Here is a 24003-nt window from a genome sequence, read left to right as displayed (position 1 = left end):
AGTCACTTAATAAAGAGCCATATTAAAAGAGGCCGTGGTGTACTTCGCAAACCAGTCCAAATGAGGCACCTCTTTATTCGGGACAACCAGCATATATGGCCTGTTCGTCGTTTATGTTCATCACAGTAGTTATTATGCATGCTTAAAGCAACCCACCAGTAAAACTGCGAGAAAACAGCAACAGCTTTCATGATTGATTAAATAGTTCTAGCTGGAATCTGACGGAGTCTATGGCTATCGTAAACCTAGAGCTTACACTTGTACTCTAGCTGTCATTGCCGCAAAAATGTTAGACCGACAAATTTAACCCAACTCATCCTAATCAGCTGTGGGTTACTGACATGAGAAGCACTGCTTCGTAAGGTATCCGTACTCATGAAAGATGGCTATATCTAGCAGTTGTGACTACCTATTTTCACGTCTTGTTGTTGGCTCGTCTATGAGGTCGAGATTCACAACAGATATGGTATTAGATTTACTGATGGATTTGTGGCGAAGGAACCCAAAGAACGCTGATCAATTCTGACCAAGATAGCACGTTCACCAGCCATGAATGGCAGACATTTCTTAAGCATCATAATCTTGAAAGCATTAGGAGCAGACGACTTGCGCAGTATACTGCTCAGGTCATGAGAATGTTGTTGCTGAAAGCTTCTTTTCGTTGTTAAAGAGAGAACCTATCAAGAAGAAGATTTATTTAAATAGATCTGAGGCTAGAACCGTTATCATTGAATATATTGAGATGTTTTATAATTCAAAACGCAGACACGACTCCAATGGTCAACGTTCTTCATTAAATTATGAAAAGGCCCATAAAAATATGGTTTTGTGTGTATAAAATTTTGGTGGCTATTCACAACTAATTAAAATAATGAAGCTAGGGTTTTGAAAGCTACGATTTCTGTTTGGCTTTTTGGCGTAAGACATACAAATATAAGCTTTCTACTTTTTCACGTGCCCATGGTGTAGTACGTAAGAATCGCAATGATGACTTAACACTTGGATCTATGCAAAAACATCTAATTTCAATTTTACGACTTAAGCCTTCAAAGCCATCGTAGTAATCCAATAATTCATCCAAAATGTCAGCAAGTTTTTTGCCGTGTAGAGGGTCATTGGAGGCGTTCATAATAGATCAACCATATTTTGGGAGACCACCATTATAACCTGAGCTACTTGAAAAATGAGAGGGTTGGAATTTAAGCGTAATTAACATAGAAAACTACAGCTTATCTTACTATTGATGTGTGCTGAAATTACAGGAGACTTCCACTTGAGTGGTTCAAGACAACTGTTGTACTTGAACGAGTGAAAGTTACATTATAGGTTCTCGAAATAGATAAAAAAATTAATTTTTTAGCCAAAACCAGATTTATGTCACAAAAGTGACTAAATCTTTCCTAATTAAAAAAATACAAGAGAACTTAAGGTTGAAATTTTTTTTCATTACCCCCCTTCAAAAGTAAATTTTATTGACCTAAAAGTACTCAAATATATAAAAAAAATGTTTTTTAATCTTATCAGTTCATTGTCTTTGACTTTGGATATTTCGCAGCTCATTCTACTTTCACTAAGCGATGAAATGCTTATAGGCTCAGGACTAGAAGATGTTGAGAAAATATCTTTTGTAGTAGTTATTGAACAAACATAAGCATGATAATCGACAGTTTTATCTCAGAAATATTATGGAATATCCCTCTTATAAATTTGGATTTACTTCAAATTATGAAGAGAGTGCAAAGAGGATGAAAATGAAAGAAATTATCTGTTCTACAAATGCACCAGAAGCAATTGGTCCATATTCACAAGGTATTGGATTTCAAAATTTAATCTTTACCTCAGGGCAATTACCTTTGATTCCGGAAACAATGCAATTTCCTGAAGGTGGTATTCGTGAGCAAACACATCAATCATTACTCAATGTTAAAAGTATTTTAGAGGCTCAAGGTTCTTCGCTTGAATACGTGATCAAAACAACATGCTTTTTAGCAAATATGGCTGATTTTTCAGAATTCAACGAAATATATCTAGAGTTTTTCGGAACAAATAATCCACCTGCACGCTCATGTGTCGAAGCTGCTCGTTTACCTAAAGATGCACTTGTTGAAATTGAAGCTATCGCTTTTAAACCTGAATAGAGTTAAGGACCATTTTTTCACATGATTTAAAGAGCAAGATAGAGCATGTTTAGTATTAGTAATAACGAATTGTATTCAGGAAAGAGTAGCCCACTTTTTAATAAGGAGATCGCCTGCAAAGTCCGTAATTTGCATCGTAAAATAGAAGGTTATCAACCCACTCCTTTAATCTCATTGGAATATTTAGCTAAAAAGTTAGGTTTAAAAAACATTTTAGTTAAAGATGAATCACGACGCTTTGGTTTAAATGCATTTAAAGTTCTTGGTGGTTCATATGCGCTAGCTAAATTACTTGCTGAAAAGTTAAATATTGATATGAATCAGTTTGATTTAAAAAATATTAAAACTTTGCTGAAAGAACCCGTTGTATTTACCACTGCTACAGCCGGAAATCATGGGACAGGCGTTGCTTGGGCTGCGAGAGAAATGGGGCAAAAAGCAGTTGTGTTTATGCCTAAAGGTGCTGCAAATACAAGTGTAGAAAGAATCAAAGCGTTAGGTGCAGATTGTATCGTCACAGATGTGAATTATGATGATACCGTTCGTTTAGCTAACAAGACAGCCCATGAAAATGGATGGCTTCTTGTGCAGGACACGGCATGGGATGGTTATGAGACGATCCCGACATGGATTTCTCAAGGTTATATGACTATGGCTGATGAAGCCGTAGAACAACTCAATGAATTTAAAGATTTAGTACCTACCCATATTATGCTTCAAGCAGGTGTAGGGGCGATGGCTGGTGGAATTCTAGGGTATTTGGTTGATGCACTTGGTATCCAAAATTTTAAAGCCATTGTTTCAGAACCTGTTACAGCCGATTGTGTTTATCAATCTGCACAAGATAAATCTGGACAGCTTATTGCAGTCGATGGCGACTTAAATTCAATTATGGCTGGTTTGGCTTGTGGTGAGGTCAATCCAATTACATGGCCGATCTTAAAAGATTGTACGTTTGCTTTTGCAAAAGTCGAAGATTCTATTGCTGCGACTGGAATGAGAATTTTAGGTAATCCATTAAAGGGTGATGAACCCATAACGAGTGGCCCTTCTGGTGCAATTAATCTAGGATTACTTTATGCACTTAGTAACAACCCAGAACAGGCATGTCTAAAAGAAAGTTTAGGTTTAAATGATGAATCAGTTGTACTGATTTTTAGTACGGAAGGTGACACAAATACCGATCTATATAGAAAAGTGGTGTGGGAAGGAAGTTATCCTTACTAACCATAGTGTTATTTAATCAAATATAGATCGTTTAGATAGACAAGGAATTAGTATGAGCTTAATAAGTTTTGAAGAACAGTTACACCGTTGGAGACACGAACTTCATTCTAATCCCGAAACGGGTTTTGAAGAAATTACTACAGCGGAATATATTGCTCAACAACTAAAGAACATGGGTTTAGATGTTCATACCGGAATTGGTGGAACAGGTATAGTCGCGAACTTAACCGTTGGGAATAATCCTACTGTTATTGGCCTACGTGCTGATATGGATGCGTTGAATATCACTGAAACGACCGGTAAATCTTATTGCTCTAAAAATCATGGAAAAATGCATGCTTGCGGTCATGATGGTCATATGAGCATGCTGTTAGGTGCCGCTAAATTATTAACTGATAATCGTGATTTTAATGGAACGGTTAGATTTGTTTTTCAGCCCGCAGAAGAACATGGCCGCGGTGCAAAAGCCATGATGAGTGAGGGGTTGTTAGAACGCTTTCCAATCGATGAGTTTTATGGTGTGCATAATTGGCCAGGCTTACCAGCGGGTAGCATTTGCACGCGCGTGGGTGGAATTATGGCAAGTGAAGATAATTTCACAATTAAAATTAAAGGCAAAGGAACACATGCAGCTCGACCTCATATGGGCAAAGACCCTTTAGTGATTGCAGCCGAGATTATCTTAGCTCTCCAGACTATTATTTCACGCAACCTTGATCCAAGCGTTCCTGCCGTGATTTCTTGTACAGAAATTCATACTGATGGTATTCGTAATGCAATTCCTAGCAATGTTGTTATTACAGGAGATACGCGTAGTTACTCCCCAGATGTACAGGCAATGTTAGAAAATAGAATGCGTACCATTTGTGAAAGCATTTGCAAAATGCATGACGCCGAATGTGAATTTGAATATACACATGAATTTTCCCCAACCGTCAATCATGCGACTTGCGTTAATACTGCCGTTAACGCAGCAATGAATATTGTGGGTGAATCAAAAGTAGATGCAAATGTTCAAGCTATGATGGCTTCAGAAGACTTTGGAGCATTTATAGAAAAAGTACCAGGTTGTTTCGCTTTTATCGGAAATGGTGTTGAAGAAGATGGAAAGGGATTTATTCCTCTTCATAACTCTAACTATGACATTAACGACGATATATTAAGCGTTGGTGCCCAATATTTTGCTGAAATTATCAGAACCCGTTTGCCTTAATAAAAGGAAGAAATACAAAACGTATTTCTAATGATTTAACAGAAGGAACTGTTATGTCCATTTAATGCAGAATAACGTTAAACAAATTGAATTATAAATGAGGAGTAAATTTTTGAAATTTACTCCATGGGTAACTATATTCAATTTTTATAATGAGATATTTCACTGTTCTGCATTCTAAGGCATTTCCATTCCTCGAAAACCTAAATAAGTTTCAGAGGCAAGAATTATGTCAAACATTTTAAATCAGACGAAAGGATATCTGGATAGTAATAAATGGAATTCGCAAGATACTACATGGATGTTAGGGTTGTTTGGAACAGCAATCGGAGCTGGTGTTTTATTCTTACCCATTAATGCAGGAATTGGCGGTCTAATTCCATTGTTAATTACTACACTGTTAGCATATCCAATTACTTTTTTGCCCATCGTGCATTTGCTCGATTCATTTTATCATCGAGTAAACCAGAGAGTGGTATTACTGGAGTAATTTTAGAGTATTGGGGAACTACTGCTAGTCGTATTTTTAATTTAATTTATTTTTGGGCAATTTATACGATTTTATTAGTATATGCAGTAGCAGTGACAAATACAGTTGAGTCTTTCATAACTCACCAATTGCATTTGGTTGCACCGCCACGTGCTTTATTGTCATTTATATTAATTTTCATTTTGTTATTTATTGTCCGTTTTGGTCAAGATATTACAATAAAGGTAATGAGTATTTTGGTATATCCATTTATTATATCATTAATTTTTATGGCTATTTGGTTAATTCCTCAATGGAATACTGCCATCTTTGAAAATTTTACGTTAACTTCAAATAATCATAATAATATCTGGATGACGTTATGGATGACATTTCCGGTTTTAGTCCTTTCATTTAATCATTATCCGATTATTTCACCTTTTGTAGTCAAGCAACGTAAAACATATGGTGAGATAGAAGCTGATAAAAAATGTGCACAAATTCAAAGATATGGTTATATCTTGATGGTGTGTGTTGTCATGTTTTTTGTCTATAGCTGTATATTAAGTTTATCTCCTCAAGACCTAGCATCTGCAAAAGAACAAAATATTTCGATTCTTTCGTATCTTGCTAACCATTTTGACACTCCTGTAATCGCATGGGCTGCTCCTCTAATTGCTTTCATTGCCATTATGAAATCTTTTTTAGGACATTACATTGGTGCACATGAGACATTAACAGATATCATTTCTGATCAATGTCAAACGAAAGAAATTAAGCTAACCAAAGGAACTGTCGATAAAATTATTTTTATATTTATGATTTTGACCTGTTGGTTTATTGCTTATAAAAATCCAAGTATTCTCGATATTATTGTGAGTATTAGTGGGCCTACCGGAGCAATCTTAGTTTTATTACTACCTATGTATGCTATACATAAGATTCCTTCACTCGTAGCATATCGTAATAAAGCTAGTAATGTTTTTGTTACATTGATTGGGATAATTACAGTTTCTGCAATTTTTTATAGTTTAGTCTAATGAGTAAAAGGGCAAAGCAAATCACTGCTTTGCCTTTTTATTTAAATAGGAATTGAAAGTGAAGCTTTATCTTTTTTCATAGCTACCAGTGTTTTAAAACGTTTTACATTATTATTTTTTATAAATAGTTTTTCAGAAATATCAGTATATTGATCCATGTCTTTGACTTGAAAAATTAAAACAAAATCCCATTCGCCAGCGACATAATAAGACTGTTGAATGTATTCACAGTTTGAAAATAACTTTCTTGTAATATCCAAATGTTCAAGCTGTTCACTTAAAATTTCAACCATAGTAATAATAGTAATGGGTAGACCTATAAAAACTGGCTCAATATTGGCTGTATAGGATTTAATTACTCCATCATCACTTAATTTTTTTAAGCGTCTATTTACTGCGGCTGTAGATAAATTTACGCGTTCACCTAAATCTTTTTGAGCAATTCGGGCATCTTCCTGAATAATCTTAAGGATTTTTAGATCAAATTGATCAAGTTGAACTTGTGGCATAATTTACTCTACTAATTCGAATGAATACGCAATAAAATTTTGTATGAGTACTCATTTAATCAAAAAAAATCAAGTTAAAGAAATATTATATCATTTGTCGGCAAATATTATGGATATATTAAAATGGATGATGTTAAGTCATTGCAAAAGAAACTTTCAATTGATGGTGAGCTTCTTATTAAAAAAATAATGAATTAAGTGAAATAGGTGTTGATTCGGACGTTGCGGGACGGATACGTATTTTATTAACCAATAATGAAAAGAAAGGCCGAGACTTAATTGTTAAGTGGATAAAGGAACTTGTTCTAAATATAGAATTAGTAGTCAAAAGGGCTTACCGTGAAGCTGGAGCTCTTTCATTACGTCCAATCGTTGTTGCTACTTTTACTAATGAGGAAGGCTCTCGATACCAACCAGATATGAAAAGATTCTTGGTGTATACCGGTGGAATACCAGTCCAAGAGATGCTGAGCTGTGGCAACAATAGCGTTGTGTAGGTCACAGTCTTGGATATCTTATTTAACATAATAGTTTCGTTATGCGACTTCCAAGCTTTATCTTAGATGATTTCCAAAATCTATTTTTAGTTCTCTAGCAGTGGGTACAGCAGGGTATTCAGCATTTAATCTTCTACCAGTTTTATTTATGTTTTTCTTTTTGCTTGGGTTTATTCTTATAAAAACTAATTCATCAGGTTCATTTCTATGATTAATTTCACAAATCATCACTGTGCCAAATTTTTCAATAATTGTATGTTTTGGAAAGGTTTTTTTAACTAATTCTTTTAAGTTTTTTTCGCTTGATTTCTTATTTTTAAATATCAAAAAACCAATAACTATAATAACAAGTATTAAAATTAATATTTCCATTGTCTTTCCTGAATGGGCGATATTTTCGCCCTTTATTACTGTATTACTTTGGTATTGTTAATTTACCACTATTATTAATTTCAATTAATTCAATTGCTTCTTCAATTAAGATATGCACTAGCTCGCTATCTCTTACTGGTTGTTGTCCTTTTTGAATTAATGCTTTGTTTAATTCAACAGCCTTTCTTCTGAGCTTCTCTTGCTCTGCATCATTTAATCTAACGCTTTGTACCATGTTTAATGCTCATATTTCCGATGTGGAAAATGATACATGTATTTTTGCATGCATGTATTGTGCATGCGTGCATGTATGTGGTAAATTTCTTTTACTGTGTATATGCATGCATGTGAACAATGACCATGAATAATCTTTCTTTCAGTACAAAACAAGAATTTCTCCAAACAGCTTTTAATGAAGTTGCTCGAATTGTTTCTGAACATGGTCAACCATGCCTTGAAGCATTTGTCCCTGCATTTTCTACTGAACAATGTTTAGAGCATTTGGCTTTAGTTGCTAGTGAATGGGCTTATGACTATTCGGTGATTGATGCCTACGGTCAGACATACAAAATTGCCAATCAAGAATTAAAAGAAGAAATGGGGGATTGTTAAAGATGCAAACAATCTCGCTGATCATTAAGTCTTTTTTACTTGTAACTATTATTTCAATTTTTCTTTTTTTTGTTCTCTGGACATATTTGTCTGTTGGAGGTGCTTAACAATGAAAACAACTCCTAAGATGAATCTCGATGAACATGGTCGGATGATAATGATTTCATCAGAACAGCCAACACAAAACAAAACTGCTCAAAAAAGCATCAAAACCCGTAAAAACACGGTGGAAAGCCCTCTAAAATCACTTGAAAACAGTCTTGTTTCTACCCCCATTTATAATATGCGGGTAACGATGCACAAAATATGATCTAAAAAGGGGTTATTTATGAAAATTTTAGTTACAGGTCGTCCACGTGCAGGAAAGTCAATTTTTGCCAAACATTTAAAAACTGAATATCCAGATTTTACTATTATCGAGTCTGATTATTGTGGTCTTGATCGCAAATGGTTTTCTACAAGTATTAAGAATACAGAAAACTGTATTGTGGTTGTTCAGCATAAAAAACTCATACAAGTTCCAATTGAATTTGATAAGTCTTATGAATGTACTAGGTTAAATGATGATATGTTTCAAGTTAATGATGGTTCAAATATTGAATACTTCGAACTTTCTAAAATGTAAATGAATAAGCATGTTTGGAAAACCACGTTTTACAATCGAAACATTGGGGTATTACAAAAGTCAGATTACATATTCATGCGTGATTCACTGGAGAGATATTTAGACCAGATCAGGGAATTAGACATAGACAATTATGATGAGATAGATCAACTCAAATTATTATTTATAAAACTAGATCATCACATAGATAGACTGAGATAGCGCAGGATTTTGCATAACGAATATTATGTTACTTAGGATAGTCGTCAACGTGAATTAAAATTATCATGATTCACGTTGACGATCTGTGGCAACAATAGCGTTGTGTAGCCACAGTCTTAGATATCTTATTTAACATAATAGTTTCGTTATGCGACTTCCAAGCTTTATCTTAGATGATTTCCAAAATCTATTTTTAGTTCTCTAGCAGTGGGTACAGCAGGGTATTCAGCATTTAATCTTCTACCAGTTTTATTTATGTTTTTCTTTTTGCTTGGGTTTATTCTTATAAAAACTAATTCATCAGGTTCATTTCTATGATTAATTTCACAAATCATCACTGTGCCAAATTTTTCAATAATTGTATGTTTTGGAAAGGTTTTTTTAACTAATTCTTTTAAGTTTTTTTCGCTTGATTTCTTATTTTTAAATATCAAAAAACCAATAACTATAATAACAAGTATTAAAATTAATATTTCCATTGTCTTTCCTGAATGGGCGATATTTTCGCCCTTTATTACTGTATTACTTTGGTATTGTTAATTTACCACTATTATTAATTTCAATTAATTCAATTGCTTCTTCAATTAAGATATGCACTAGCTCGCTATCTCTTACTGGTTGTTGTCCTTTTTGAATTAATGCTTTGTTTAATTCAACAGCCTTTCTTCTGAGCTTCTCTTGCTCTGCATCATTTAATCTAACGCTTTGTACCATGTTTAATGCTCATATTTCCGATGTGGAAAATGATACATGTATTTTTGCATGCATGTATTGTGCATGCGTGCATGTATGTGGTAAATTTCTTTTACTGTGTATATGCATGCATGTGAACAATGACCATGAATAATCTTTCTTTCAGTACAAAACAAGAATTTCTCCAAACAGCTTTTAATGAAGTTGCTCGAATTGTTTCTGAACATGGTCAACCATGCCTTGAAGCATTTGTCCCTGCATTTTCTACTGAACAATGTTTAGAGCATTTGGCTTTAGTTGCTAGTGAATGGGCTTATGACTATTCGGTGATTGATGCCTACGGTCAGACATACAAAATTGCCAATCAAGAATTAAAAGAAGAAATGGGGGATTGTTAAAGATGCAAACAATCTCGCTGATCATTAAGTCTTTTTTACTTGTAACTATTATTTCAATTTTTCTTTTTTTTGTTCTCTGGACATATTTGTCTGTTGGAGGTGCTTAACAATGAAAACAACTCCTAAGATGAATCTCGATGAACATGGTCGGATGATAATGATTTCATCAGAACAGCCAACACAAAACAAAACTGCTCAAAAAAGCATCAAAACCCGTAAAAACACGGTGGAAAGCCCTCTAAAATCACTTGAAAACAGTCTTGTTTCTACCCCCATTTATAATATGCGGGTAACGATGCACAAAATATGATCTAAAAAGGGGTTATTTATGAAAATTTTAGTTACAGGTCGTCCACGTGCAGGAAAGTCAATTTTTGCCAAACATTTAAAAACTGAATATCCAGATTTTACTATTATCGAGTCTGATTATTGTGGTCTTGATCGCAAATGGTTTTCTACAAGTATTAAGAATACAGAAAACTGTATTGTGGTTGTTCAGCATAAAAAACTCATACAAGTTCCAATTGAATTTGATAAGTCTTATGAATGTACTAGGTTAAATGATGATATGTTTCAAGTTAATGATGGTTCAAATATTGAATACTTCGAACTTTCTAAAATGTAAATGAATAAGCATGTTTGGAAAACCACGTTTTACAATCGAAACATTGGGGTATTACAAAAGTCAGATTACATATTCATGCGTGATTCACTGGAGAGATATTTAGACCAGATCAGGGAATTAGACATAGACAATTATGATGAGATAGATCAACTCAAATTATTATTTATAAAACTAGATCATCACATAGATAGACTGAGATAGCGCAGGATTTTGCATAACGAATATTATGTTACTTAGGATAGTCGTCAACGTGAATTAAAATTATCATGATTCACGTTGACGATCTGTGGCAACAATAGCGTTGTGTAGCCACAGTCTTAGATATCTTATTTAACATAATAGTTTCGTTATGCGACTTCCAAGCTTTATCTTAGATGATTTCCAAAATCTATTTTTAGTTCTCTAGCAGTGGGTACAGCAGGGTATTCAGCATTTAATCTTCTACCAGTTTTATTTATGTTTTTCTTTTTGCTTGGGTTTATTCTTATAAAAACTAATTCATCAGGTTCATTTCTATGATTAATTTCACAAATCATCACTGTGCCAAATTTTTCAATAATTGTATGTTTTGGAAAGGTTTTTTTAACTAATTCTTTTAAGTTTTTTTCGCTTGATTTCTTATTTTTAAATATCAAAAAACCAATAACTATAATAACAAGTATTAAAATTAATATTTCCATTGTCTTTCCTGAATGGGCGATATTTTCGCCCTTTATTACTGTATTACTTTGGTATTGTTAATTTACCACTATTATTAATTTCAATTAATTCAATTGCTTCTTCAATTAAGATATGCACTAGCTCGCTATCTCTTACTGGTTGTTGTCCTTTTTGAATTAATGCTTTGTTTAATTCAACAGCCTTTCTTCTGAGCTTCTCTTGCTCTGCATCATTTAATCTAACGCTTTGTACCATGTTTAATGCTCATATTTCCGATGTGGAAAATGATACATGTATTTTTGCATGCATGTATTGTGCATGCGTGCATGTATGTGGTAAATTTCTTTTACTGTGTATATGCATGCATGTGAACAATGACCATGAATAATCTTTCTTTCAGTACAAAACAAGAATTTCTCCAAACAGCTTTTAATGAAGTTGCTCGAATTGTTTCTGAACATGGTCAACCATGCCTTGAAGCATTTGTCCCTGCATTTTCTACTGAACAATGTTTAGAGCATTTGGCTTTAGTTGCTAGTGAATGGGCTTATGACTATTCGGTGATTGATGCCTACGGTCAGACATACAAAATTGCCAATCAAGAATTAAAAGAAGAAATGGGGGATTGTTAAAGATGCAAACAATCTCGCTGATCATTAAGTCTTTTTTACTTGTAACTATTATTTCAATTTTTCTTTTTTTTGTTCTCTGGACATATTTGTCTGTTGGAGGTGCTTAACAATGAAAACAACTCCTAAGATGAATCTCGATGAACATGGTCGGATGATAATGATTTCATCAGAACAGCCAACACAAAACAAAACTGCTCAAAAAAGCATCAAAACCCGTAAAAACACGGTGGAAAGCCCTCTAAAATCACTTGAAAACAGTCTTGTTTCTACCCCCATTTATAATATGCGGGTAACGATGCACAAAATATGATCTAAAAAGGGGTTATTTATGAAAATTTTAGTTACAGGTCGTCCACGTGCAGGAAAGTCAATTTTTGCCAAACATTTAAAAACTGAATATCCAGATTTTACTATTATCGAGTCTGATTATTGTGGTCTTGATCGCAAATGGTTTTCTACAAGTATTAAGAATACAGAAAACTGTATTGTGGTTGTTCAGCATAAAAAACTCATACAAGTTCCAATTGAATTTGATAAGTCTTATGAATGTACTAGGTTAAATGATGATATGTTTCAAGTTAATGATGGTTCAAATATTGAATACTTCGAACTTTCTAAAATGTAAATGAATAAGCATGTTTGGAAAACCACGTTTTACAATCGAAACATTGGGGTATTACAAAAGTCAGATTACATATTCATGCGTGATTCACTGGAGAGATATTTAGACCAGATCAGGGAATTAGACATAGACAATTATGATGAGATAGATCAACTCAAATTATTATTTATAAAACTAGATCATCACATAGATAGACTGAGATAGCGCAGGATTTTGCATAACGAATATTATGTTACTTAGGATAGTCGTCAACGTGAATTAAAATTATCATGATTCACGTTGACGATCTGTGGCAACAATAGCGTTGTGTAGCCACAGTCTTAGATATCTTATTTAACATAATATACATTATGCGAAATCAAACAAACTAATAAATTGATATACATAATTTTAATACTTAAAAAATAAGCCTTAGTCACATTAGGCTCAATTTATTAAGACTTGAAAGCTATCAATTAATCTAAAAATGAATTTTATCTCGATGCATTTCTACAATCATTAACCAAGCTTTGGTTGCTGGACTCATTGCTACAGTCGTATTCCAAGCCATACTCAATGTCCAATGTAATTTAGGCTCATTAAGGATTGCTGAACAAAACTTCCCCTGATCTAGCTGATCACAATAAATTTTGGGTAATATAGCAATCCCCATATTAAACTCCACCATTTTGGTGATAAAGTCCCACTGGCTACTTTTACATACGACTTTTGGTTCAAAACCTACAGAATTTGCAGCCTGTATAATCATCTTATTTAATGTAAAAGAATCAGCGTAAAGTAAAAAAGTTTCTTCTTTAAGTTCATGCAAATTTACTGAATCTCGTTGATTCCAGTGTGAATTTTTCTTTGCTAATAAACACATTGGTGAATCTATCACAGGAATTGCCGCAAAACTTGGCCTTAAATTACCGAGTAAAATTCCAACATCAATACTTTTATCAGCAATTGCTTCCTCAATACCATTGGCACCGACTTCTAAGAATTTCAATTGAATATCGGGATGATTTTGGTGAAATAAAGCAATTAAAGGACTAAGTAATACCGAACCTAGTGGTGGTAAGCCTATGGTTAATTTACCTTTTTTTAACTGCTGTACTTGATTTATATTATCAAATATTTGCTTTTGTTCATTTAAGATATTTAAAGCATGTTGATAAATTAATTCACCAATATAAGTAAGCACAACTTCCCTTTTTCTTCCAGCTTCACCTTTTTTAAACAAAGCTATACCAAGTTCTTCTTCTAAATGTTTAATTGATTTACTGATTGTAGGCTGTGACATAAACAAACGATCAGCAGCCAAAGTAAAACTTTCACAATTGACAATTTCTACAAAAATTTTAAGATTTTTAATGTCCATTAATTATTCCAAAAACGCATAATTATGATTTAATTATTCATAATATGATGTGATGTTTGCAACTAAAATAACTCATCTTTTTAAAATATCTGCAATAAAATGTCTACGAGTACTCAAAGCCATCAAATTTCATCAATCTATAAAGTCACATTGCAAATTGGGCTTTTAATTTTGATTTGGTGGATTGGTTCAATCATTCAAAAACAATTTAATTTACCTATTTCGGCAGCTGTGATTGGCTTATTTATGGTTTTGATTGGGCTCATGACAGGTATTTTTAAGTTAAATTGGATTAAATCAGGCTCAGATTTCATTCTAGGTGAATTGGTACTATTTTTTATTCCTTGTTTTATCGGGTTAATGAAATATAAAAACCTATTTATGACTGAGGGTTGGCAACTGATTGTGGTGGTTGTACTGGGTACAATTTGTGTGATGGTATTTACTGCTTATAGTGTGCATATAGGTTTTAAACTAGAGCGGAAGTTGAAACAACGTCATGTTCATAAAACCGTACATGTATTACAGGGAGATAAATAATGTCTGCCATTTCAATATTTTGCCTAGTGATCACATTAGTTACGTATGTGTTGGTCAAAAAACTTTATCGTAAATTTCCATATTTAATTTTATCTCCAGCAATTTTGGTTCCGATTGTTTTAATCATCATTTTACTGTCAGCACATGTTTCTTATGATGCTTATATGCTTGATAGTCAGTGGATTATATGGATGTTAGGGCCTGCAACTGTTGCCTTTGCAATCCCAATTTTTGAATATCGCCAAATCATTAAAGAACATCTCATTTCAATTTCAATGGGTGTAGTCATTGGTATGCTTGCTGGAATGATCAGTGCATTCTACCTTGCCAAGTTATTTCATTTTGACCAAACAACAACCTATAGTCTAATGGCTCGTTCAATCTCTACACCATTTGCAATGGAACTAACAACCCATATCGGCGGTTCTGTTGAACTGGTGATTTTATTCACCATGATTACTGGGGTGACTGGTATGTTAATTGGTGATTTGATATTGGGTGGATTAAGACTGAAATCAAGCTTTGCGCAAGGTGCGTCTTTGGGTAATGCAGCACATGGTTTTGGTACAAGTAAAGCTTATATGCGTGATAAAGATGAAGGTGTTATTGCTAGTTTAACCATGGTTTTAGCTGGTATTTTTATGGTATTGGTTGGACCTTTTATTGTACATCTCATTGTCTATTTACTAAATTAATCCGTACAGTATCGATTTGAACATTCCGAATCTCTTTTCTGCAAAGAGATTCATTCATCTTTGAATTGTTTGTAATGTTTTAGGTAAAAAATTAATCAATAGCAAACCAAGCAATGCTGAAAGTCCAGCAAGGATAAAAATATATTCTCCTGATAATTTTTCCCAATATTGCCCAGCTAAGATGCTGCCAGATGCAACGCCAAGTCCCCACATGGTACTGTATAGTGCTTGCCCTCTGCCCTGTTGTTTGGCTGCAAAGTTCTGCAAAATGACCCGCATTGCAATAATATGAAATAAACCAAAACTAAATGCATGAAACGTTTGAGAAATAAATTGAATAATGAAACTTTCTGAAAATAAACCTGCCAAAATAAATCGAATACTGGTCACGATTAAACAAAGCGCGACTAAGCTTCGCCATGAAAAACGATTTAGGAAGAAATTTGCATAGTTAAACATGATAATTTCAGCAATCACACCAACTGACCATAAAAAGCCAATCTGAGTTGTACTGTAACCAGCAAGCTTTAAATAATTACTATAAAAACTATAAAATGGTGCTTGTGCAAAAAGCATAATAAATTCAATGATAAAAAATGAAAAAACCACAGGTCTTTTTAGGATGGGAAGCAATGGCTCTAATATTTTTTGTGCACTTGGTGCTGCGCTAGGTTCCTTAATCGAAAAGGACCAAATAAAAGCTGTAAATGCAATACATAACAACATCATCGGTAAATATTGAATTGCAATAAATTCTAAAATCGCACCGATACTAAATACGCCAATAATAAATCCAATAGAGCCCCATTTTCTAATTTTTCCATACAATGCTGTATGTTGATTACCCAACCAAAACAGCGTTACACCTTCAAATTGCGCAAGTATGGCATTTTGAAAGAAGCTAAAAATCAACATCAGAAATGCAATTGATTGCATATTGTTGGGAATAATAAAAATCAAAAACCAGATTGTAGCTTCCATCCAGGTTGCCACACGTACCCATAACATTCGTTTGCCCGTTTTGTCTGCGATAAATCCCCAAATAAAGGGTGCAAATATACGGGTTAAAATGGCTATAGAGGACAGTAATCCTATTTCTTGATAATTAAATCCTTGATCTTGAAGATATAAGCTCCAATACGGTAAAAAAGTTCCAACTATTGAATAATACCAAAAGTAGAATCCACTCAGTCTGTATTGGATTGGCATGGCTTGCATATCGTTGCATTCACTTGGATTTTCAAACAGTTAGAAGAATAAAGCGTTGTATAAGTTTGTACTCAAAAGCACTCATCCGTAGTTCAACTGTATACTGCTAAAAAATATTATTTTTTCAAAAACCCATAATACTCTGTTATATATTTAATGTCTTTTAATAAAAATATATTTTGCTTATTTGGTAAAATTACTAGATTCGTAACAGACTCACGAGGCACTAAATTTAACGCAAAACACCTAACACCTTGATAATTGTCAAAGATTGAGCTGTTAATCTCGATATTACTAGACCTACATTTGGGTTGGTTATTGTAAAAAAAGATCATGGATATGCTGCATATATATTTAACAGCCAATAACTCGGAAAAAGAAATTTAGACTTATTATATTGCAAATCATTGTTTTACCTTATAAGTATAGGAAGCTATCAAATTATATTTAGATTAGTTTGTTATGATCGATATTCAAATAATACAGTAAATTAAATCTTAAACAAAAAGTATAATCTGTAAATTAATAAGAATAAATTATGCTCTCTAAGTCTATATTTAGTGATTAAAAAATCAAAATAACAATTTCAAAAATATTGGCACCCCCAAATTTCTCTTCGCTTGGGTTGAATTTGTTCCACTAGTAAAAATAAAGTAAATAAAGGCATTATATACATCATTGGCTCCATCCACGCTATACATAACCACATAAATGGCCAACAAGCTCCTACGCAGTACCAGGCTTTTTTAATTCCAAATTTAAAATTATCAATACCAGACTGAAGCCCAAAAGGATTAATTTTTGCAGGAAGATGACAGCGATTTAGACTGATTTTTTTATATGGAGTTATCTGCCATAGAACTAAAACAACAATAATAAAGCATGCCAATATTATTTGGTTATGTAATAATTCATTTAAATAATGTGTCAAAATTGAGAGTAAAATACCAATAAGTGTCCAAAAAAACATATAGCCGATAAAAAACAATATTAAACTTAACTTCCTTATTAAACTTAACTTCCTTTTTCTCTTAAAGTTCTTTTTCTGAACATCCTCTACAGATAAAAAAAGTAATGGTCAACAGCTTGATGGTATTACACAAAAACAAATTAAATCTGATTTGGATAATAATTTAATCATGGCTTTTACCCCATTAGATTCTTTACAAAAAATTGAAAGTAGTAATAGCGACATCAAAATAGGTCAACAACAGCTTAATTTTAATATTAGTAAAGTCTTTGGTATAAGTAATGAAAAATTTAACGCTGATTTAGCACTTCCTTATGGCGATAATTTAAACCGCTATTTAACTTTAAATGGGATTGATGAATGGACCTTAACATCTACTCTTGCAGGACATCCTTTCCATATTCATGTGAATCCTTTTCAAATTAAATCCGTATATAAGGTTGATGGTTCAAACAATCGTATAGGTGGAGATATAACTTTAGAGAAAAATACTAATCCTTTATTTAATAGTTTAAATGGCGTATGGAAGGATACTCTTTTTGTTCCAACGGGTTATGAGATTGTGGTCAGAACCAAGTATGAAAAATTCAAAGGAGACTTTGTATTACACTGTCATATCTTAGATCATGAAGATCAAGGCATGATGCAAAATGTCCGTATTTGTGATCCGAATGATAAAGATTGTAAAACAAGACCATTTGGATCTGTTGTACCTGCAGGACTTCATTCACATGCACATTAAATGTATTCGTTCAGTTCTGATCAGACATTGATCTTGAAAAAGAGAAAGTTACCCATTTTGATAAAGGTGTCGAATCTTAATCAAACAAAGGTAACTTTCTTATGTTTTATACTAACAATCAAACCATCAAGCACAAAGTAGGCTTACTCAATTTAATAACTATTTTGTTCCAGCAAAAACTACTTCTTAAAATCAAATCATAGTAGATAAAACATAATAAAAACCATTCTTAACGCCTTCACCTTTACCAGAGTTAAGTAAAAAGGCAGAAGATAAAGTCATATTAGCAAACTGGTACCTAAAAAAATATTTAAAGTGTATCTTATAGCAATACCACATTAAAAATACACTCTACTACTTCTTTTTTAAATCTTAGGGGTAGAGTTTATGTCTTTTCAACATCATTCTAATGATTTTCTTCCCCCCATTATGGCCGGTTTAATTTCGGTCATCGTTAATTATGGTGGTACCTTTATTTTAATCTTCCAAGCTGCACAGATGGCTGGTCTTAGCCCTGAACTCACTGCCTCATGGGTGTGGTCTATTTCTATTGGGGTTGGTATCACAGGAATATTATTAAGTTGGTATACCCGAGAACCCATTATCACTGCATGGTCTACGCCTGCCGCTGCATTTTTAATTACGACGCTTGTAACTGTGCCATATTCCGAAGCAATTGGAGCATATTTACTTTCTGCACTGGGATTTGTGATCTTGGGAATTACGGGCTATTTTGAAAAATTGATTCGTCTAATTCCAGCGGGTATTGCATCTGGTCTCTTGGCAGGTATTTTATTGCAATTTGGGATTGCAGCCTTTACCAATATGACAATTGATCCTTTTTTGGCGATTTCATTATTTTTGATTTACCTCATCACCAAGCGTTTTTCTGCAAGATTTTCCATTATTAGTGTCTTGATTTTTGGCTTTATTTTCTTACTTTTACAATCACGGATTGATTTCTCTGGATTTGAACTAAAATTAGCCTCGCCTATTTTTACCACACCAACTTTTTCTATAAACTCGATACTGAGTCTTGCCTTACCTTTATTTTTAATTACCTTAACAGGACAATATATGCCAGGTTTACTGGTTCTTAAAAATGATGGTTTTCACACCAATGCTAAACCGATTCTTATCGTGACAGGCTTAGGCTCGTTCCTCATGGCTCCGTTTGGTTCACATGCGTTTAATCTTGCTGCAATCACTGCTGCAATTTGCACTGGAAAGGAATCCCACGAAGATCCATCAAAACGCTGGATTTCAGGGATTGCCGCAGGTGTGTTTTATATTCTTGTTGGAATTTTTGGTGTAACGTTAGCAGCTGTCTTTGCAGCGTTTCCAGTCGCTTTTATAAGCACTCTAGCAGGACTTGCATTATTAGGTACAATTGCTGGAAGTCTTGCAAATGCGATGAGTGATATCGATTGCCGAGAAGCCTCACTTATTACCTTTCTCTCAACGACAGCCAACATCACTTTGTTTGGTGTTGGGGGTGCATTTTGGGGTTTGGTTTTAGGTCTAATTTCATATCTTGTACTCAATGGAAAATTCAAAACCAAGACACTTTCTTGACCCTACAGGACTAAAGAACTGATAGTGTTCATAAAATAATCATTTATAAACAGCATATTACCTTTAAATATGCTGTTTTAATTTATTCAGAGCCTAAAACCTCATTCTATAAACCCAGAGATCATTTGATTGACTACAGCTGGTTTTTCAGCATGTAACCAATGCCCGACTTGTTCAATGACTTTAACTTGGCTATGACTAAACTGGGTTTCGATTGCAGAAAAATGTTCAACTTTTGAGATATAGGGTGAGTTTCCACCTTTAACAAACAATGCTGGAATAGGATTCACCTGCTGATTTTCCCAACTTAAAATATCGGCATAATGATTAAATAAAGCTTGGACATTAAACAGCAATTTTCCCTTACTGAATGATTTTAATAAAAATTGAATCACCATTTCTTCATTTAAATACTGACGCATAATCTCTGTTGCTTCTTTACGAGATTCAATTTGTGCATTTTCAACCGCAAATAAGGCTTTAAAAATTTGATCATGGTGATTTTCCTGATATGCAAAGGGTGTCATATCCAAAACAATCATTTTTTGCATACGATCTTGCGCTAAATCTGCAAGTTTCATTGCAATTTTTCCACCCATAGAATGTCCAATCGCGATAAATTTTTCAATATTTAAATGATCAAGTGTTTGCAAAACATCCTGAGCCATCAATTGATAATTCATTTCATCTGAATGTGCAGAATGACCATGATTTCGAACATCAATTTGCAATAAGTTGAATTTGCCTTGAAATTCACGTGCAATAATGCCCAAATTACTTAAACTTCCAAATAACCCGTGAATCAATACCAGTGTGGCTTTTTGAGTTCCATGGCTATCTTGAGCTTGATCGTATTGATAATTCAGTAACATTAAAAACCATCCAGAATTTAAATATTGCGTTTGCGCTATGATGACAAGAAGCGAAATGTAGAACAATAGTTTTATCATTCATTAACAATACTGCGACTTAAAAACAATCAATATCTTAACTATCTCTCTTCCAATACCGCACTTGATACATTGTTTAAGTTTTATCTTATTTATCCTCTATTTTGTAGTAAATGCATATTTGGCTATAAATATAGACAAATGAGCGGTGGCCTTAATTTAAAGTTGAATAAATAATAAAAAATAAACCTCAATCTACTGTTGAGTCGGGGTTTGAATTACCTATATTATCAGACTTGATTTTTTCGATTGATTTAGGACTTTAGACCATGTTTCAACATGTAGATCCTTATGCAGGTGATCCAATTCTTTCTCTAATGGAAGCCTTTGGTAAGGATGAACGGACACACAAAGTAAATTTAAGTATTGGTCTTTATTATAATGAGGACACAATTGTTCCTCAGTTAGACGCTGTAAAAGCGGCTTTGAAAAATATTGAACCAAGCAATGACAAGGTAAAGCTTTATTTACCGATGGATGGTTCAAAGTCATATAACGAAGCAACCCAGAAATTAGTTTTAGGTGCAGATAGCCAAGCACGTAAAGATGGCCGTGCAGTGACCATTCAAACCCTAGGCGGTTCTGGTGCACTTAAAGTTGGTGCAGATTTTCTAAAAAAATACTTTCCTGAATCTGATGTTTGGGTGAGCCAACCGACATGGGAAAACCATATTGCGATTTTTAATGGTGCGGGAATCAATTCACATTTCTACCGCTATTTTGATGCAGCAACCAATGATATCAATATTGAAGGCATGTTAGAGGATTTACAGCAAATCCCTGCAAAAGGCATTGTTCTCCTTCACCCTTGTTGCCATAACCCAACAGGCGCAGATTTAACACCTGCTGAATGGGATCGTGTGATTGAAGTACTGAAAGCACGTGATTTAATTCCATTCCTCGATATTGCTTACCAAGGTTTTGGTCAAGGCTTAGAAGAAGATGCTTATGCAATTCGTACTTTAGATAAGTCGGGATTGAATTTCATTGTTAGCAATTCTTTCTCTAAAATTTTCTCACTATATGGTGAGCGTGTTGGTGGTTTAAGCTTTATTTGTGATGACCAAGCAACTGCACAAAAAGTTTTAGGTCAGCTTAAAGCAACTGTACGCCGTATCTACTCAAGCCCACCTACAACGGGTGCCTTAGTGGTTGATAATGTATTGAATGATGCAACATTAACTGAAAAATGGCATGCAGAACTTAAAGAAATGCGTGAGCGTATCATCCAAATGCGCGAACTATTAAAGGCAAAATTAACTGCTGCTTTACCTGGTCGTAATTTTGATTACCTTACAGAACAACAAGGCATGTTTAGCTATACTGGTTTAACTGCTGAACAAGTGGATATATTGAAAGATCAATATGCCATTTATTTGCTACGTAGCGGCCGTATGTGTGCAGCGGGCTTAAATTTAAAAAATATTGATTATGTGGCAACATCTGTTGTAGAAGTGATTAAAGCAACTGCTTAAATAAATTGATAAGCGTTGATTGGTTCAATCCACTGCCACTTAGCTCCCTTTCATAAGGGAGTTAAGTTTTTGAGATAATTCTTTTTTAAATGAGCATTTTAAAAGCTTAACATTGACATACAGATTTATTTTTATACAATAAGTATTCTTATCCCCCTTTCTTAAAAGAGCAACGCCAATGAAGTAAGTCATTTTCTCATCATTATTTATTTAATTTTTGATGTGCAAAATAGATTCTACTCAAGGCTACACTTATCTTTTGGTTCTGATACTTTCTTTACAATAAATTAAATAATCTACTGTTATTTAAAGCTTTTATTACATACTATTTTGTGCATCCTCTATATGAGGATCATTTAATGCAACAAGCATGTATCATTTCAAATTTGAGTTTGGCATTTCCCACTCAAACAATGTTTACTCAACTGAATTTTGTGCTTTTTCCAGGGCAAACTTCTGCTGTGATTGGCCGTAATGGTTTGGGAAAATCATTACTTTTTAAATTATTACACTTACAACAGCATTCAGATTTAGCCTATTCAGGTCAAATTGCGTGGCATATCCAACATGATTATTTAGCACAATTACAACGATTAAATGCCAAAACCATAGCTGAAGCTTTAGATATTACTCATCTACACAATGCTTTTGAGCGTATTGAAAATAGTAGTGCCAGTTTTGAAGATTATGATTTGGTTGAAAACTGTTGGGATTTACCACAAAAATGGCAACAAATTTTAAGCAATGCACAACTGCCGCTTGATTTAAATTTTCCCGTTAAATCCTTAAGTGAAGGTCAAAAAACTAAGCTGGCTTTGTGTCGCTTATTTCTAAAACAAGATCATTATCTACTTTTAGATGAGCCAAGTAATCATTTAGATGCCATGGCAAGAAAATGGCTAATTGAATCGATTCAGTCACATAAAGCGGGGGTTTGTATTATTAGTCATGATCTTCAATTGCTAAATCAAGTTCAGCATATTTATGCTTTAACCGCAAATGGTTTACAGCATGTTAAGGGCAATTATGCAGATTATTTTAAACAGCACCAACAACAAGTCCATGCATTAACTCAGTCTATTCAACAAGAAAAACGTGAATTTAAACAGTTAAAGCAACAACAGAACGAGAGTTTAATGAAAGCACAAAAACGTCAACGTAAAGGTGCTCAATTGCGTGACTCGAACTCTCAAGCCAAGATTCTTCTGGATTTTAAAAAAGAGCAAGCTGGGCAAAGTTTTGGGAAATTACGTGCACAGCAAATTCGCCAAGCTGATGAAACACAAAGCAATTTACAGGAGAAACAAACAGCTTTAGAAAAAATTAAACCACAACGATTTGACTTTCAATTTCAATCATTTAAGCAAGGTGAAATATTAAGAATTCACGATTTACAATTGCCTTATGCTACAACACAGAAAATAAATTTGTCACTCCAAGCCGGTGAAAAAATCCAGCTTAAAGGTGCAAATGGCGTGGGTAAATCCACCCTATTAAAAATAATTGATCAATCACAATGTACTGAAATTTTCTTTATAGGACAAAGCTTATATTTGGATCAAAATTTTAGTTTGCTCAATGATGATCTTTCTGTGATCGAGAATTTAGCTGAATTTAATCCAGATCTGCCAGAGGTTGAATGGCGAAATTTATTAGGTCAACTGCGGATCCGCCGTGAAAAAGCACTCTTAAAATTGGGCCAACTCAGTGGCGGTGAAAAACTCAAAGTTGCATTACTGGGAATAAGTCACAATCATCAAAATATAGATTTATTGCTATTGGATGAACCTGAAAATCACTTAGACATCGAGTCACGAGAATTACTTGCACAAGCCATTCAGCAATTTAAAGGTGCTGTCATTCTGGTTTCTCATGATGATTGTTTTGTTGTTCAAAGTGGAATAGATGAGAAATATTTACTGAGTTAAATGGTAATGATTGAATAAATCAGTAT

Annotated in this window: 32 protein-coding genes and 1 pseudogene; 21 read left to right on the top strand and 12 right to left on the bottom strand. The window is 33.7% G+C overall.

Going from position 1 to position 24003, the window contains the following annotated elements:
- Positions 1-21: 21 nt before the first annotated feature.
- Positions 22-838 (top strand): annotated as a pseudogene (locus AC4CUY_RS09770) (IS3 family transposase); the annotation flags it as partial.
- A gap of 54 nt (positions 839-892) precedes the next feature.
- Here the strand turns inward: AC4CUY_RS09770 and AC4CUY_RS09765 are convergent.
- Complete coding sequence (locus AC4CUY_RS09765) at positions 893-1129, bottom strand: VF530 family protein (protein ID WP_004720475.1); 237 nt, start codon at positions 1127-1129, stop codon at positions 893-895.
- A gap of 622 nt (positions 1130-1751) precedes the next feature.
- On the opposite strand from AC4CUY_RS09765, the gene AC4CUY_RS09760 reads away from it, so the two are divergent.
- From AC4CUY_RS09760 to AC4CUY_RS09740, 5 genes are all read left to right on the top strand, one after another.
- On the top strand, positions 1752-2138 hold the full coding sequence (locus AC4CUY_RS09760) for a RidA family protein (protein WP_336951128.1): 387 nt from the start codon (positions 1752-1754) through the stop codon (positions 2136-2138).
- Between the two features lie 45 nt (positions 2139-2183).
- Positions 2184-3365 (top strand): diaminopropionate ammonia-lyase, encoded by a 1182-nt coding sequence (gene dpaL / locus AC4CUY_RS09755; RefSeq protein ID WP_483771040.1) that lies wholly within the window; start codon positions 2184-2186, stop codon positions 3363-3365.
- A 52-nt stretch (positions 3366-3417) separates the two neighbouring features.
- Complete coding sequence (locus tag AC4CUY_RS09750; protein WP_483771041.1) at positions 3418-4578, top strand: M20 aminoacylase family protein; 1161 nt, start codon at positions 3418-3420, stop codon at positions 4576-4578.
- Between the two features lie 229 nt (positions 4579-4807).
- Positions 4808-5068: a hypothetical protein gene (locus AC4CUY_RS09745; protein WP_490774037.1), complete on the top strand. Its 261-nt coding sequence runs from the start codon at positions 4808-4810 to the stop codon at positions 5066-5068.
- Positions 5069-5160: 92 nt separating this feature from the next.
- Positions 5161-6087, top strand: a complete 927-nt coding sequence (locus AC4CUY_RS09740) for an SLC5/6 family protein (protein ID WP_490774036.1) — start codon at positions 5161-5163, stop codon at positions 6085-6087.
- A gap of 41 nt (positions 6088-6128) precedes the next feature.
- On the opposite strand, the gene AC4CUY_RS09735 is transcribed toward AC4CUY_RS09740, so the two are convergent.
- The 3 genes from AC4CUY_RS09735 to AC4CUY_RS09725 form a co-directional block, all read right to left on the bottom strand.
- On the bottom strand, positions 6129-6596 hold the full coding sequence (locus AC4CUY_RS09735) for an Lrp/AsnC family transcriptional regulator (RefSeq protein WP_002065492.1): 468 nt from the start codon (positions 6594-6596) through the stop codon (positions 6129-6131).
- Positions 6597-7150: 554 nt separating this feature from the next.
- On the bottom strand, positions 7151-7465 hold the full coding sequence (locus AC4CUY_RS09730) for a hypothetical protein (RefSeq protein ID WP_490774035.1): 315 nt from the start codon (positions 7463-7465) through the stop codon (positions 7151-7153).
- A gap of 43 nt (positions 7466-7508) precedes the next feature.
- Positions 7509-7700: a hypothetical protein gene (locus AC4CUY_RS09725; RefSeq protein WP_042090110.1), complete on the bottom strand. Its 192-nt coding sequence runs from the start codon at positions 7698-7700 to the stop codon at positions 7509-7511.
- A 125-nt stretch (positions 7701-7825) separates the two neighbouring features.
- Between AC4CUY_RS09725 and AC4CUY_RS09720 the strand changes: the two genes are divergently transcribed.
- From AC4CUY_RS09720 to AC4CUY_RS09710, 3 genes are all read left to right on the top strand, one after another.
- Positions 7826-8077: a hypothetical protein gene (locus AC4CUY_RS09720; RefSeq protein ID WP_490774034.1), complete on the top strand. Its 252-nt coding sequence runs from the start codon at positions 7826-7828 to the stop codon at positions 8075-8077.
- Positions 8078-8186: 109 nt separating this feature from the next.
- The gene (locus tag AC4CUY_RS09715) at positions 8187-8387 is read left to right on the top strand and encodes a hypothetical protein (RefSeq protein WP_490774033.1); all 201 of its coding nucleotides are present in this window, start codon (positions 8187-8189) and stop codon (positions 8385-8387) included.
- 18 nt (positions 8388-8405) lie between these two features.
- Positions 8406-8702: a hypothetical protein gene (locus tag AC4CUY_RS09710; protein WP_490774032.1), complete on the top strand. Its 297-nt coding sequence runs from the start codon at positions 8406-8408 to the stop codon at positions 8700-8702.
- A gap of 365 nt (positions 8703-9067) precedes the next feature.
- Here the strand turns inward: AC4CUY_RS09710 and AC4CUY_RS09705 are convergent, their stop codons facing one another.
- Positions 9068-9382 (bottom strand): hypothetical protein, encoded by a 315-nt coding sequence (locus tag AC4CUY_RS09705; RefSeq protein WP_490774035.1) that lies wholly within the window; start codon positions 9380-9382, stop codon positions 9068-9070.
- 43 nt (positions 9383-9425) lie between these two features.
- Positions 9426-9617 carry a hypothetical protein gene (locus AC4CUY_RS09700; RefSeq protein WP_042090110.1) on the bottom strand — a complete coding sequence of 64 codons (192 nt, stop codon included), beginning with the start codon at positions 9615-9617 and terminating at the stop codon, positions 9426-9428.
- A 125-nt stretch (positions 9618-9742) separates the two neighbouring features.
- On the opposite strand from AC4CUY_RS09700, the gene AC4CUY_RS09695 reads away from it, so the two are divergent.
- The 3 genes from AC4CUY_RS09695 to AC4CUY_RS09685 all read left to right on the top strand — a co-directional run bounded on the left by AC4CUY_RS09695 (position 9743) and on the right by AC4CUY_RS09685 (position 10619).
- The gene (locus AC4CUY_RS09695; RefSeq protein ID WP_490774034.1) at positions 9743-9994 is read left to right on the top strand and encodes a hypothetical protein; all 252 of its coding nucleotides are present in this window, start codon (positions 9743-9745) and stop codon (positions 9992-9994) included.
- Between the two features lie 109 nt (positions 9995-10103).
- Complete coding sequence (locus AC4CUY_RS09690; RefSeq protein ID WP_490774033.1) at positions 10104-10304, top strand: hypothetical protein; 201 nt, start codon at positions 10104-10106, stop codon at positions 10302-10304.
- Positions 10305-10322: 18 nt separating this feature from the next.
- Positions 10323-10619, top strand: coding sequence for a hypothetical protein (locus AC4CUY_RS09685; protein ID WP_490774032.1), 297 nt, complete (start codon positions 10323-10325; stop codon positions 10617-10619).
- 365 nt (positions 10620-10984) lie between these two features.
- Here AC4CUY_RS09685 and AC4CUY_RS09680 read toward each other — a convergent pair whose 3' ends face one another.
- Complete coding sequence (locus AC4CUY_RS09680; protein WP_490774035.1) at positions 10985-11299, bottom strand: hypothetical protein; 315 nt, start codon at positions 11297-11299, stop codon at positions 10985-10987.
- Positions 11300-11342: 43 nt separating this feature from the next.
- Entirely contained in the window at positions 11343-11534 is a 192-nt protein-coding gene (locus AC4CUY_RS09675; RefSeq protein WP_042090110.1) for a hypothetical protein, read from the bottom strand.
- 125 nt (positions 11535-11659) lie between these two features.
- On the opposite strand from AC4CUY_RS09675, the gene AC4CUY_RS09670 reads away from it, so the two are divergent.
- The 3 genes from AC4CUY_RS09670 to AC4CUY_RS09660 all read left to right on the top strand — a co-directional run bounded on the left by AC4CUY_RS09670 (position 11660) and on the right by AC4CUY_RS09660 (position 12536).
- Positions 11660-11911: a hypothetical protein gene (locus AC4CUY_RS09670; RefSeq protein WP_490774034.1), complete on the top strand. Its 252-nt coding sequence runs from the start codon at positions 11660-11662 to the stop codon at positions 11909-11911.
- 109 nt (positions 11912-12020) lie between these two features.
- Positions 12021-12221: a hypothetical protein gene (locus tag AC4CUY_RS09665; RefSeq protein ID WP_490774033.1), complete on the top strand. Its 201-nt coding sequence runs from the start codon at positions 12021-12023 to the stop codon at positions 12219-12221.
- An 18-nt stretch (positions 12222-12239) separates the two neighbouring features.
- Positions 12240-12536, top strand: coding sequence for a hypothetical protein (locus AC4CUY_RS09660; RefSeq protein ID WP_490774032.1), 297 nt, complete (start codon positions 12240-12242; stop codon positions 12534-12536).
- 457 nt (positions 12537-12993) lie between these two features.
- On the opposite strand, the gene AC4CUY_RS09655 is transcribed toward AC4CUY_RS09660, so the two are convergent.
- The gene (locus AC4CUY_RS09655; protein ID WP_336951132.1) at positions 12994-13893 is read right to left on the bottom strand and encodes a LysR family transcriptional regulator; all 900 of its coding nucleotides are present in this window, start codon (positions 13891-13893) and stop codon (positions 12994-12996) included.
- A 99-nt stretch (positions 13894-13992) separates the two neighbouring features.
- Here AC4CUY_RS09655 and AC4CUY_RS09650 point away from each other — a divergent pair, with 99 nt between their 5' ends.
- Together AC4CUY_RS09650 and AC4CUY_RS09645 are read left to right on the top strand one after the other, a co-directional pair.
- Positions 13993-14433, top strand: a complete 441-nt coding sequence (locus AC4CUY_RS09650) for a CidA/LrgA family protein (RefSeq protein ID WP_419328894.1) — start codon at positions 13993-13995, stop codon at positions 14431-14433.
- On the top strand, positions 14433-15128 hold the full coding sequence (locus tag AC4CUY_RS09645; RefSeq protein WP_490774031.1) for an LrgB family protein: 696 nt from the start codon (positions 14433-14435) through the stop codon (positions 15126-15128). The genes AC4CUY_RS09650 and AC4CUY_RS09645 overlap by 1 nt, the downstream gene beginning before the upstream one ends.
- A gap of 54 nt (positions 15129-15182) precedes the next feature.
- Here AC4CUY_RS09645 and AC4CUY_RS09640 read toward each other — a convergent pair whose 3' ends face one another.
- On the bottom strand, positions 15183-16346 hold the full coding sequence (locus AC4CUY_RS09640; protein WP_490774030.1) for an MFS transporter: 1164 nt from the start codon (positions 16344-16346) through the stop codon (positions 15183-15185).
- A gap of 577 nt (positions 16347-16923) precedes the next feature.
- Positions 16924-17346: a copper chaperone gene (locus AC4CUY_RS09635; protein ID WP_490774662.1), complete on the bottom strand. Its 423-nt coding sequence runs from the start codon at positions 17344-17346 to the stop codon at positions 16924-16926.
- A gap of 130 nt (positions 17347-17476) precedes the next feature.
- On the opposite strand from AC4CUY_RS09635, the gene AC4CUY_RS09630 reads away from it, so the two are divergent.
- Together AC4CUY_RS09630 and AC4CUY_RS09625 are read left to right on the top strand one after the other, a co-directional pair.
- Positions 17477-18049 carry a multicopper oxidase domain-containing protein gene (locus AC4CUY_RS09630; protein WP_490774029.1) on the top strand — a complete coding sequence of 191 codons (573 nt, stop codon included), beginning with the start codon at positions 17477-17479 and terminating at the stop codon, positions 18047-18049.
- A 387-nt stretch (positions 18050-18436) separates the two neighbouring features.
- Complete coding sequence (locus AC4CUY_RS09625) at positions 18437-19624, top strand: benzoate/H(+) symporter BenE family transporter (protein ID WP_336951241.1); 1188 nt, start codon at positions 18437-18439, stop codon at positions 19622-19624.
- Positions 19625-19725: 101 nt separating this feature from the next.
- On the opposite strand, the gene AC4CUY_RS09620 is transcribed toward AC4CUY_RS09625, so the two are convergent.
- The gene (locus AC4CUY_RS09620; RefSeq protein WP_490774028.1) at positions 19726-20496 is read right to left on the bottom strand and encodes an alpha/beta fold hydrolase; all 771 of its coding nucleotides are present in this window, start codon (positions 20494-20496) and stop codon (positions 19726-19728) included.
- A 347-nt stretch (positions 20497-20843) separates the two neighbouring features.
- On the opposite strand from AC4CUY_RS09620, the gene AC4CUY_RS09615 reads away from it, so the two are divergent.
- Positions 20844-22049, top strand: a complete 1206-nt coding sequence (locus AC4CUY_RS09615) for an amino acid aminotransferase (RefSeq protein ID WP_490774027.1) — start codon at positions 20844-20846, stop codon at positions 22047-22049.
- A 359-nt stretch (positions 22050-22408) separates the two neighbouring features.
- The gene (locus tag AC4CUY_RS09610; RefSeq protein WP_490774026.1) at positions 22409-23977 is read left to right on the top strand and encodes an ATP-binding cassette domain-containing protein; all 1569 of its coding nucleotides are present in this window, start codon (positions 22409-22411) and stop codon (positions 23975-23977) included.
- Positions 23978-24003 lie beyond the last annotated feature (26 nt).

This window comes from Acinetobacter sp. 778_lipA (genome assembly GCF_058242985.1).
This window is presented reverse-complemented; position numbering and strand designations above follow the sequence as displayed.

Bases quoted from the DNA above. Each gene is read 5' to 3' on its own strand.
- AC4CUY_RS09765 (WP_004720475.1), bottom strand. From the start codon at position 1,129: ATGAACGCCTCCAATGACCCTCTACACGGCAAAAAACTTGCTGACATT.
- AC4CUY_RS09760 (WP_336951128.1), top strand. From the start codon at position 1,752: ATGAAAGAAATTATCTGTTCTACAAATGCACCAGAAGCAATTGGTCCA.
- dpaL (WP_483771040.1), top strand. From the start codon at position 2,184: ATGTTTAGTATTAGTAATAACGAATTGTATTCAGGAAAGAGTAGCCCA.
- AC4CUY_RS09750 (WP_483771041.1), top strand. From the start codon at position 3,418: ATGAGCTTAATAAGTTTTGAAGAACAGTTACACCGTTGGAGACACGAA.
- AC4CUY_RS09745 (WP_490774037.1), top strand. From the start codon at position 4,808: ATGTCAAACATTTTAAATCAGACGAAAGGATATCTGGATAGTAATAAA.
- AC4CUY_RS09735 (WP_002065492.1), bottom strand. From the start codon at position 6,596: ATGCCACAAGTTCAACTTGATCAATTTGATCTAAAAATCCTTAAGATT.
- AC4CUY_RS09730 (WP_490774035.1), bottom strand. From the start codon at position 7,465: ATGGAAATATTAATTTTAATACTTGTTATTATAGTTATTGGTTTTTTG.
- AC4CUY_RS09725 (WP_042090110.1), bottom strand. From the start codon at position 7,700: ATGGTACAAAGCGTTAGATTAAATGATGCAGAGCAAGAGAAGCTCAGA.
- AC4CUY_RS09720 (WP_490774034.1), top strand. From the start codon at position 7,826: ATGAATAATCTTTCTTTCAGTACAAAACAAGAATTTCTCCAAACAGCT.
- AC4CUY_RS09715 (WP_490774033.1), top strand. From the start codon at position 8,187: ATGAAAACAACTCCTAAGATGAATCTCGATGAACATGGTCGGATGATA.
- AC4CUY_RS09710 (WP_490774032.1), top strand. From the start codon at position 8,406: ATGAAAATTTTAGTTACAGGTCGTCCACGTGCAGGAAAGTCAATTTTT.
- AC4CUY_RS09705 (WP_490774035.1), bottom strand. From the start codon at position 9,382: ATGGAAATATTAATTTTAATACTTGTTATTATAGTTATTGGTTTTTTG.
- AC4CUY_RS09700 (WP_042090110.1), bottom strand. From the start codon at position 9,617: ATGGTACAAAGCGTTAGATTAAATGATGCAGAGCAAGAGAAGCTCAGA.
- AC4CUY_RS09695 (WP_490774034.1), top strand. From the start codon at position 9,743: ATGAATAATCTTTCTTTCAGTACAAAACAAGAATTTCTCCAAACAGCT.
- AC4CUY_RS09690 (WP_490774033.1), top strand. From the start codon at position 10,104: ATGAAAACAACTCCTAAGATGAATCTCGATGAACATGGTCGGATGATA.
- AC4CUY_RS09685 (WP_490774032.1), top strand. From the start codon at position 10,323: ATGAAAATTTTAGTTACAGGTCGTCCACGTGCAGGAAAGTCAATTTTT.
- AC4CUY_RS09680 (WP_490774035.1), bottom strand. From the start codon at position 11,299: ATGGAAATATTAATTTTAATACTTGTTATTATAGTTATTGGTTTTTTG.
- AC4CUY_RS09675 (WP_042090110.1), bottom strand. From the start codon at position 11,534: ATGGTACAAAGCGTTAGATTAAATGATGCAGAGCAAGAGAAGCTCAGA.
- AC4CUY_RS09670 (WP_490774034.1), top strand. From the start codon at position 11,660: ATGAATAATCTTTCTTTCAGTACAAAACAAGAATTTCTCCAAACAGCT.
- AC4CUY_RS09665 (WP_490774033.1), top strand. From the start codon at position 12,021: ATGAAAACAACTCCTAAGATGAATCTCGATGAACATGGTCGGATGATA.
- AC4CUY_RS09660 (WP_490774032.1), top strand. From the start codon at position 12,240: ATGAAAATTTTAGTTACAGGTCGTCCACGTGCAGGAAAGTCAATTTTT.
- AC4CUY_RS09655 (WP_336951132.1), bottom strand. From the start codon at position 13,893: ATGGACATTAAAAATCTTAAAATTTTTGTAGAAATTGTCAATTGTGAA.
- AC4CUY_RS09650 (WP_419328894.1), top strand. From the start codon at position 13,993: ATGTCTACGAGTACTCAAAGCCATCAAATTTCATCAATCTATAAAGTC.
- AC4CUY_RS09645 (WP_490774031.1), top strand. From the start codon at position 14,433: ATGTCTGCCATTTCAATATTTTGCCTAGTGATCACATTAGTTACGTAT.
- AC4CUY_RS09640 (WP_490774030.1), bottom strand. From the start codon at position 16,346: ATGCAAGCCATGCCAATCCAATACAGACTGAGTGGATTCTACTTTTGG.
- AC4CUY_RS09630 (WP_490774029.1), top strand. From the start codon at position 17,477: ATGGCTTTTACCCCATTAGATTCTTTACAAAAAATTGAAAGTAGTAAT.
- AC4CUY_RS09625 (WP_336951241.1), top strand. From the start codon at position 18,437: ATGTCTTTTCAACATCATTCTAATGATTTTCTTCCCCCCATTATGGCC.
- AC4CUY_RS09620 (WP_490774028.1), bottom strand. From the start codon at position 20,496: ATGTTACTGAATTATCAATACGATCAAGCTCAAGATAGCCATGGAACT.
- AC4CUY_RS09615 (WP_490774027.1), top strand. From the start codon at position 20,844: ATGTTTCAACATGTAGATCCTTATGCAGGTGATCCAATTCTTTCTCTA.
- AC4CUY_RS09610 (WP_490774026.1), top strand. From the start codon at position 22,409: ATGCAACAAGCATGTATCATTTCAAATTTGAGTTTGGCATTTCCCACT.